The organism is Sphingobacterium sp. T2 (genome assembly GCF_000814685.1).
Classification (GTDB): domain Bacteria; phylum Bacteroidota; class Bacteroidia; order Sphingobacteriales; family Sphingobacteriaceae; genus Sphingobacterium; species Sphingobacterium thermophilum.
Genome location: NZ_JXAC01000016.1, coordinates 1 through 8,913, shown reverse-complemented (window position 1 = coordinate 8,913; position 8,913 = coordinate 1). Strand labels below are relative to the sequence as shown.

General features: G+C 42.0%; 5 protein-coding genes and 1 pseudogene. 4 read left to right on the top strand and 2 right to left on the bottom strand.

Annotated elements, in window-relative coordinates:
• Positions 1–13: 13 nt before the first annotated feature.
• Positions 14–2,271 (bottom strand): annotated as a pseudogene (gyrA, locus tag SD31_RS01535) (DNA gyrase subunit A); the annotation flags it as partial.
• A gap of 335 nt (positions 2,272–2,606) precedes the next feature.
• On the opposite strand from gyrA, the gene serC reads away from it, so the two are divergent.
• The 4 genes from serC (at position 2,607) to lysA (ending at position 7,272) form a co-directional block, all read left to right on the top strand.
• Positions 2,607–3,674: a 3-phosphoserine/phosphohydroxythreonine transaminase gene (gene serC / locus SD31_RS01530; RefSeq protein ID WP_039052859.1), complete on the top strand. Its 1,068-nt coding sequence runs from the start codon at positions 2,607–2,609 to the stop codon at positions 3,672–3,674.
• A gap of 22 nt (positions 3,675–3,696) precedes the next feature.
• On the top strand, positions 3,697–4,644 hold the full coding sequence (locus SD31_RS01525; protein WP_039052858.1) for a D-2-hydroxyacid dehydrogenase: 948 nt from the start codon (positions 3,697–3,699) through the stop codon (positions 4,642–4,644).
• A 123-nt stretch (positions 4,645–4,767) separates the two neighbouring features.
• Positions 4,768–6,084 (top strand): aspartate kinase, encoded by a 1,317-nt coding sequence (locus SD31_RS01520; protein ID WP_039052857.1) that lies wholly within the window; start codon positions 4,768–4,770, stop codon positions 6,082–6,084.
• A gap of 27 nt (positions 6,085–6,111) precedes the next feature.
• Entirely contained in the window at positions 6,112–7,272 is a 1,161-nt protein-coding gene (lysA, locus tag SD31_RS01515; RefSeq protein WP_039052856.1) for a diaminopimelate decarboxylase, read from the top strand.
• A gap of 93 nt (positions 7,273–7,365) precedes the next feature.
• Here the strand turns inward: lysA and SD31_RS01510 are convergent, their stop codons facing one another.
• A complete protein-coding gene (locus tag SD31_RS01510; protein ID WP_052258529.1) occupies positions 7,366–8,697 on the bottom strand; it encodes a peroxidase family protein in 1,332 nt (443 codons plus the stop codon).
• Between the last annotated feature and the right edge of the window lie 216 nt (positions 8,698–8,913).

Below are 8,913 nucleotides of genomic sequence, written 5' to 3'. Positions count from 1 at the left end.
ATAGTTTTCACACTTTACCACCACGATTTGTAATTGTAATACGGTAGTCTTCAATGTCGGTACGTTTTCCATACCCTTTTTCCGAAACTTACCAACACGGTAACATCAGGACTATTAACACTAATCATGCCAACTACTTCATCGTCATCGCTGGCAAGCGTAATTCCTCGAACTCCCGTAGCGGTACGGCCCATAGGACGAACGGTAGATTCGTTGAAACGTATTGCTCTTCCCGATTTAAGAGCCATCACGATTTCGCTGTTTCCTGTTGTCAAACAAGCGTCGATCAATTGGTCACCCTCATTGATGTTGATGGCATTGATACCGTTTGCTCTAGGACGTGAATAAGCCTCTAAAGAAGTTTTCTTGATGATTCCCTTTTTGGTACACATGATGATGAAGTTGTTGTCCATGTATTCCTTATCTTTAAGGTTTTTCACCAAGATGTAGGCACGGATTTTATCTTCTTTAGGGATGTTAATGATATTTTGTAAGGCTCTTCCTCGAGAGGTGCGACTTCCTTCCGGAATTTCGAAGGCACGCAGCCAGTAGCAGCGTCCGGATTCCGTAAACAACAACATATAGTTGTGTGCTGTTGCCGTAATGATGTGTTCGGTGAAGTCTTCGTCTCTGGTGCTGGAGCCCAAAGAACCTTTACCACCACGTCCCTGACGTTTGTATTCCGACAGCGGAGTGCGTTTCACATAGCTGTTGTGTGAGATGGTGATGACTACTTCCTCATCGTCGATGAAGTCTTCCATGGTCATGTCTTCTGCCGAGTAGACTATCTGAGAGCGGCGTTTGTCACCATATTTCTCTTTAATTTCTATCAACTCGTCTTTGATGATCTTATAGCGCAAACTTTCATCAGCTAGGATTTCTTTTAAGTATTCGATAGTCTTCATTAATTCGGCATACTCTTCTTTGATCTTATCACGTTCCAGACCTGTAAGGCGGCGGAGAGTCATATCTAGGATAGCGCGTGCCTGAAGATCTAAGAGGCCGAATTTTTCCATCAATCCTACGCGTGCATCTTCAGGGGTTTCCGAATTACGGATCAGTTGAATAACTTCGTCAAGATGATCTAGGGCGACGAGATATCCTTCGAGGATGTGTGCACGTTTTTCGGCTTCAGCCAACTCAAATTTGGTACGTCTAACCACTACCTCATGACGATGCTCTACGAAAGCCTGAATCATATCTTTCAGGTTCATTAGCATCGGTCTTCCTTTAACCAGGGCAATATTATTTACTGAGAATGAAGACTGTAAGGCTGTATATTTATACAGGTTGTTTAATACAACGTTGGCGTTGGCGTCACGCTTTACTTCGTAAACGATACGTATATCTTTTGCTGATTCGTCACGTATTTCCGAAATTCCTTCGAGTTTTTTCTCGTTAATCAGTTCTGCGGTACGTTTGATCATGTCCGCTTTGTTGACTAAATAAGGAATTTCTGTTACGACGATGAGCTCTTTTCCAGTTTTGGTGGTTTCTATTTCGGCTTTACCACGGATAACGATACGTCCACGTCCAGTCTCGAATGCTTCACGTACACCGTAATGTCCGTAGATGATACCCCCTGTAGGGAAGTCCGGCGCTTTGATGTATTGCATCAGCTCCGATATCTCGATGTCGCGGTTGTCGATATACGCATTGATACCATCTATGACTTCAGAAAGGTTGTGTGGGGCCATATTGGTTGCCATACCTACTGCAATACCGGAAGCTCCATTAATGAGGAGGTTAGGAATACGTGTAGGCAGGACGGTAGGCTCTTGTTCGGAGTCGTCGAAGTTAAGCTGGAAATCTACGGTATCTTTTTTGATTATCGGAAAGCATCTCTTCGGCGATTCTACGAAGGCGAGCTTCGGTATAACGCATCGCCGCAGGAGGGTCTCCATCTATAGAACCGTAGTTACCTTGGCCATCTACCATAGGATAACGCATAGACCACTCTTGGGCCATACGCACCATAGTGTCATATACTGAAGAGTCACCATGTGGGTGATACTTACCTAATACTTCTCCGACGATACGAGCGGATTTCTTGTAAGGCTTGTTGGAAGTAACTCCCAAGCCGTCCATTCCGTATAATACGCGTCTATGTACAGGTTTTAGACCATCACGAGCATCAGGCAATGCTCTGGAAACAATCACAGACATCGAGTAATCGATGTATGCGGATTTCATCTGGTCTTCAATATTAATTTTTATAATCCTGTCTTCCGCAGGAACTAGATTATTGTCATTTTCTGTTTCTTCAGCCATATTTATTTGGAATCAGTAAAACTAAACTTTGCGGCGGATATATACGTCCGCTACCTTGCGAAGTTACAATATTTTATCGAAAAAAAGGACTCTTAAGGTCAAGAAAAGTGGAAGGGCGGTTATGCTATTTTCTTGTCATTTTTTTCATATGGAATAAAAGTTTGATTACGAGAGTTTTGATGGTAAAACGCTTTAGTAAAATGAGCTACTCAATAATTATCTTTTATAAAAAACGTTTTATTGATGAATTTTTAATAAAGAACAGTATTTAATTTTGACAATTAATTAAAAAAGCTCTTATATTTGCCTGAAAATAAAAGCTAACACAAACAATAATGAAACATAATTTTGGAGCAGGACCATGTATTTTACCACAAGAGGTATTTCAGGAAGCGGCGCAGGCTGTTCTTGATTTTAATAATACAGGTCTGTCGATATTAGAAATCTCTCACCGTTCTAAAGAGTTCGAAGAGGTTGTCAAAGAGACTGAAAGTTTAGTGCGTGAATTGCTAAATGTTCCAGAAAACTATTCCATCTTGTTTTTACAAGGAGGAGCAAGTCAGCAGTTTGCCATGGTGCCGATGAACCTGCTTCCAGAAGGAGGCAAAGCTGCGTACTTGGATACAGGTGTATGGGCTACAAAAGCTGCCAAGGAAGCAAAGAATTTCGGTCAGATTGAAATCGTAGCTTCATCAAAAGACAAAAATTACACTTACATTCCGAAAGATTTTGAAGTTCCTTCGGATGCTGCTTATTTTCACTTTACATCGAACAACACCATCTACGGTACGGAAGTCTTCGAAAAGCCACAGACAAACGTACCTACAGTAGTAGATATGTCTTCCGATATTTTCAGTAGAGAAATTAATGTTTCGGATTACGATTTGATCTATGCAGGAGCTCAGAAAAATATGGGGCCTGCAGGCGTTACGTTGGTAATCATCAAAAATGATATTTTAGGAAAGACAGGACGTACTATCCCAACCATTTTCAACTATGAGAGCCACATCAATGCAGGCTCCATGTACAACACACCTCCGGTGTATTCGATATATGTATCGATGTTGAATTTACGCTGGTTGAAAGCCAAAGGAGGTGTAAAAGCTATAGAGCAGGAAAATATTATCAAAGCTCGTACGCTATATGCAGAAATTGACAGAAATCCATTCTTCAAAGGAACTGCAGAAGTGGAGGATCGCTCACGTATGAATGTTACCTTTGTGATGGATACTCCGGAGTTGGAAGCTGAATTCTTAGCTTTGGCGAAAGAGCGCGGTCTAGTAGGTATCAAAGGACACCGTTCGGTAGGTGGTTTCCGTGCATCTATTTACAACGCTTTGTCTATAACATCCATAAATGCATTGGTAGATGCCATGCGAGAATTTGAAGAGAGCCATAAGTAAAAATTTTTAAATTAGCAGATCAATGAAAATATTAGCCAATGATGGGATCGATCCTATCGGTAAAAAAATATTAGAAGACGCAGGTTTTACAGTAGATACAAACCATATAGCACAGGAAGAGTTGGCATCTCGTCTTAACGAATACGATGCTATTACCGTTCGTAGTGCTACTAAAGTTCGTAAAGAGCTTATTGATGCTTGTCCTAATATCAAAGCTATCGGTCGTGGTGGTGTAGGTATGGACAACATCGATGTGGAATATGCTCGTTCAAAAGGTATTGCCGTAGTAAATACACCGGCGGCCTCATCTCACTCGGTAGCAGAATTGGTTTTTGCTCATTTGTTGGGAGGGGTGCGTTTTCTCTATGATGCTAACCGTAAGATGCCTGTAGAAGGAAATACTAACTTCGGAGGTTTGAAGAAAGCTTATGGAGCAGGAAAAGAGCTTAAAGGTAAAATTCTAGGTGTTGTAGGTTTTGGCCGTATAGGTCGTGAGACAGCGAAAATCGCATTAGGCCTAGGTATGGATGTGGTTTACTACGACTTGTTTGAAGGGCCTAAAACATTGACGTTGGAGCTTTCGGGCAACATTACAGTGGATGTTCCTGTAAAGCAAGTAGAGTTGAAGGAACTGTTTGCGGTTTCTGATTTTATTTCACTGCATGTGCCTTTCTTGGATAAACCGGTAATCGGTAAAGAAGAATTTGCTTTGTTGAAAGATGGAGTAGGTATTGTCAATGCTTCGCGTGGTGGGGTGATTGATGAGGAAGAGCTGTTGAACGCATTGAACTCCGGCAAGGTTTCTTTTGCAGGGTTAGATGTATTTGAAAATGAGCCAACACCAAGAGAAGATTTGTTGAAGCATCCTAAGGTATCTTTGACACCGCATATCGGTGCCGCAACAAACGAAGCGCAAGAGCGTATCGGTGTAGAATTGGCCAACTTACTTATTGATAGCTTGAAGAAGTGATTCTTCCGCATATATCAAAAGAATATATGCGGCACAAATAGCTTATAGCGTTTTGTGCCGCTTTTTTGTATAATAAGTTTTAATAGTATCAGTGATTAGTCTAAACTACTACTAATTATAACGATGAAAGTTTTAAAATTTGGAGGAACTTCCGTAGGAAGTGCAGCTCGCATCAAAGCGTTATTAGATATTGTAGATCCTAGCGAGCGTCAGATTGTGGTGTTGTCTGCCGTGTCAGGCACAACCAATGCATTGGTGGAAATAGCACAAGCTTTTGCAGACAGAGAAAAGTCCAAGGCATTAGAATTAATTCAAGCACATAAGGATAAGTACGAACAACTTATCAAAGAACTTTTTTCTACCGAAGAAGGGTTTAAGAAAGGTAAAGATTTGATAGATTATCATTTCAATCTTATCGCTGAATTCGGTAATCATGATGTCTTTACGCCTGCCGAAGAGAAGATTATACTAGCGCAAGGAGAGTTGTTGTCTACAACATTATGGCATTTTTATCTTACAGAAATTAATATTCCTTCTATATTGCTTCCGGCGTTGGATTTCATGAAAATTGATGAAGATAATGAACCTATAGTAGAATATATTACAGATAAGTTGACTCCTTTGTTGGAACAACATGCCGACAATAGGCTGTTCATCACACAAGGATATATCTGCCGCAATTCGTTCGGTGAGATAGACAACCTTCGTCGTGGTGGTTCCGATTATACGGCTTCGTTGATAGGGGCCGCTTTGAGAGCCGAAGAAGTACAGATATGGACCGACATTGACGGAATGCATAACAATGACCCTCGTGTGGTGTCGGGCACTAAGCCCATTGCGCACTTAAGCTTCGATGAGGCAGCAGAATTAGCCTATTTCGGTGCTAAAATTCTACACCCGCAGTCTGTCTTTCCTGCACAAAAGTATAATATTCCAGTACGTCTACTAAATACGATGGATCCTAAAGCCCCAGGAACGTTGATTTCCAAGGATGGAGGAGAGAAAGGTACTATACGTGCTATTGCTGCAAAAGACGGCATTACGGCTATCAACATTCATTCCTCGCGCATGTTGTTGGCATATGGCTTCTTACGTCGTATCTTCGAGATTTTCGAGCGCTACAAGACACCGGTAGACATGATTACCACTTCAGAAGTTGCTGTTTCTATGTCTATAGATGATACGTCCCATTTGTTGGAGATTGTAAAAGAGATAGAGCTGTTCGGAAAAGTAAATGTAGATGAGGGACAGACAATCATCTGTATAGTAGGGGACTTCAGGGCTAACACGCATGGCTATGCTGCTCGTGTGTTGGATGCTGTGAAACACCTTCCTCTGCGTATGATTTCTTATGGCGGTTCGGATTATAATATTTCCATCCTTTTGGATACAAAATACAAAACTGAGGCGTTGCGATCCTTACACAATAGGTTATTTTAATGGTTTAACATTGTAAATTTGTAAGTGATGTTTAAGAACGATATAATAAAAAATAATCTGTTGCAGCAAGAGACGCCACTTTATTTTTATGACTTGCGTTTATTAGAGAAGACCTTAGACGCCGCCAAGAAGGCAGCAGACAAGCGTAATTTCCATATACATTATGCACTGAAAGCCAACTTCAACGAGCGTATCCTTTCTCTTATCCAGTCTAAGGGGTTCGGTGCCGACTGTGTCAGTGGCAATGAAGTTCAAAAGTCTATAGATATAGGTTTCCCGGCGGAAAAGATAACCTTTGCTGGAGTAGGCAAATCGGATAAGGAGATTATTACAGCCTTGAAGCACAAGATTTTTGCTTTCAACGTAGAGTCTATTCAAGAGCTGGAAGTTATAAACGAACTAGCAGGTCAGGTAGGCGAGAAAGCTAATGTTTCGTTGCGTATCAATCCTAATGTTGACGCACATACCCATCATTATATTACGACAGGTTTGGACGAGAATAAATTTGGAGTGCCAAACTCGGAATTGGAAAAGGCTGCAGCCGTAATTAACAGCTGTGAAAATATACATCTTGTAGGCTTGCACTTTCATGTAGGTTCACAGATTACCGACTTGAATGTTTTCAAGAGTCTGTGTGTTAAGGTCAATGAGTGGAAAAACTGGTTTGAAGAGCGGGGAACCTATATCAAAGTGCTCAATGTAGGAGGAGGTTTGGGGGTAGATTACAAATATCCGGATGAAAATCCTATTCCGGATTTTGAAGCCTACTTCGATATTTTTGATAAATTTTTGGAACGTACGTCGCAGCAGGAAGTACATTTCGAGTTAGGAAGAGCTTTAGTAGCCCAATGTGGCACGTTGGTCAGCAAGGTGCTTTATACCAAAAGTGGGGTGAAAAAGAATTTCCTGATATTGGATGCAGGGATGACGGAACTTATGCGGCCGGCGTTATATCAGGCGTATCACAAGATAGAAAAGATAGGAGAGGAAATAGCAGGTGTACAAAAGCTTAACTATGATGTGGTAGGCCCTATCTGCGAAAGTTCAGACTGCTTTGGTAAGGAGGTAGAACTTCCCCCATGTAAGCGTGGTGATCTCATCGCTATACGTACTGCCGGAGCTTATGGAGAGGTTATGGCTTCAAATTATAATTTGAGAAACGAGATAAGGCATTATTATTACGAATAGTCTTAAAAATGTCTCTTATACCTTTTGAAAAAGCCTCGAATAGAATAATCTATCGAGGCTTATGCTTTATTATAGTATGCGGATTAGGAGTTTTTAATTTTGACGGGCAATGACATCAAATCTATCGGCATTCATGACTTTTGTCCATGCAGCGATAAAGTCTTTGATGAATTTTTCTTGAGCGTCAGCGCAGGCATATACTTCCGCTACAGCCCTTAATTCGGAGTTTGAACCGAAGACCAAATCCGCACGTGTTCCTGTCCATCTTAATTCTCCTGTCTTGCGATCAAATCCTTGATACAGCTCTCTGTGGCTGCCTTCTACCACTTTCCATTCGGTGGCCATGTCCAACAGATTCACGAAGAAGTCATTGGTCAATACTCCTTCTCGGCTGGTGAAGACACCGTTTTTGGAGCCGTCAGTATTTGTTCCAAGTACACGCATACCTCCTACCAATACCGTCATTTCTGGTATTGTCAAAGTCAACAGCTGGGCTCTATCTATTAAGGCTGCTTCGGTAGAGAATGGTGTGTATCCTCTTTTAAAGTTGCGAAAACCATCCACTTTAGGTTCCAAGAAAGAGAATGCCCAAACGTCAGTCTGTTCTTGAGATGCATCACCTCGTCCCGGTAGGAAAGGAACTTTAAAGTCATATCCTGCTGCCTTAATAGCTTTTTCAATACCTACATTACCTCCTAAGACAATGATATCGGCCAGAGAAATGTGAATGCCAGCATTATTTACATCAGCTTTTATAGTTTCGAACACGTCTAACACTTTACTTAACTGAGCCGGATTGTTCACTTCCCAATAACGTTGTGGTGCAAGTCTAATACGTGCACCGTTGGCACCTCCTCGCTTGTCCGAACCACGGAATGTAGAAGCCGAAGCCCAAGCTGTGGATACAAGTTCTGACACTGTCAATCCGCTTTGAGCGATACGTTCTTTCACTTTTTCTATTTCATCTTCTGTTAAGTTATAGTTTCCAGCAGGAACCGGATCTTGCCAGATGAAATCTTCCTCTGGTACTTCAGGACCTAAGTAGCGTGCTTTTGGCCCCATGTCACGGTGAGTGAGCTTGAACCAAGCTCGGGCGAAAGCATCGGCAAACTCATCTGGATTTTCGAGATATCTTCTGGCTATTTTTTCAAAAACCGGATCAAAGCGCAAAGCCAAATCTGAGGTCAGCATGGTAGGTCTTAGCTTCTTATTAGGGTCATGAGCATGCGGGATAATTTCGCCTACATTTTTAGCTACCCATTGGTGAGCGCCTGCAGGAGATTTGGTAAGCTCCCATTCGAAGCCGAAAAGATAACTTAGGAATAGATTAGACCATTCTGTAGGTTTGCTTGTCCATGTCACTTCCAATCCTGAAGTGATGGTGTCTGCACCTTTTCCTGTGCCGAATGTATTTTTCCAACCCAAACCTTGTTCTTCAAGTCCCGCTCAGCTTCCGGTTCTTTCCCCACATGTCGGCAGGGCCTGCGCCATGTGTTTTGCCGAAGGTCGTBGTCCACCGGCAATCCAAAGCTACCGTTTCTTCATCGGTCATACCCATTCTGGTGAAGGTGTCACGAATATCTTTGGCAGAGGCCTACAGGGTCGGATTGCCATCCGGACCTTCGGGTTTACGTAGATTAA

What these genes read in the sequence shown, in the direction of transcription:
- SD31_RS01520 (WP_039052857.1), top strand. Translation starts at nt 4,768, where the DNA reads ATGAAAGTTTTAAAATTTGGAGGAACTTCCGTAGGAAGTGCAGCTCGC.
- lysA (WP_039052856.1), top strand. Translation starts at nt 6,112, where the DNA reads ATGTTTAAGAACGATATAATAAAAAATAATCTGTTGCAGCAAGAGACG.
- SD31_RS01525 (WP_039052858.1), top strand. Translation starts at nt 3,697, where the DNA reads ATGAAAATATTAGCCAATGATGGGATCGATCCTATCGGTAAAAAAATA.
- serC (WP_039052859.1), top strand. Translation starts at nt 2,607, where the DNA reads ATGAAACATAATTTTGGAGCAGGACCATGTATTTTACCACAAGAGGTA.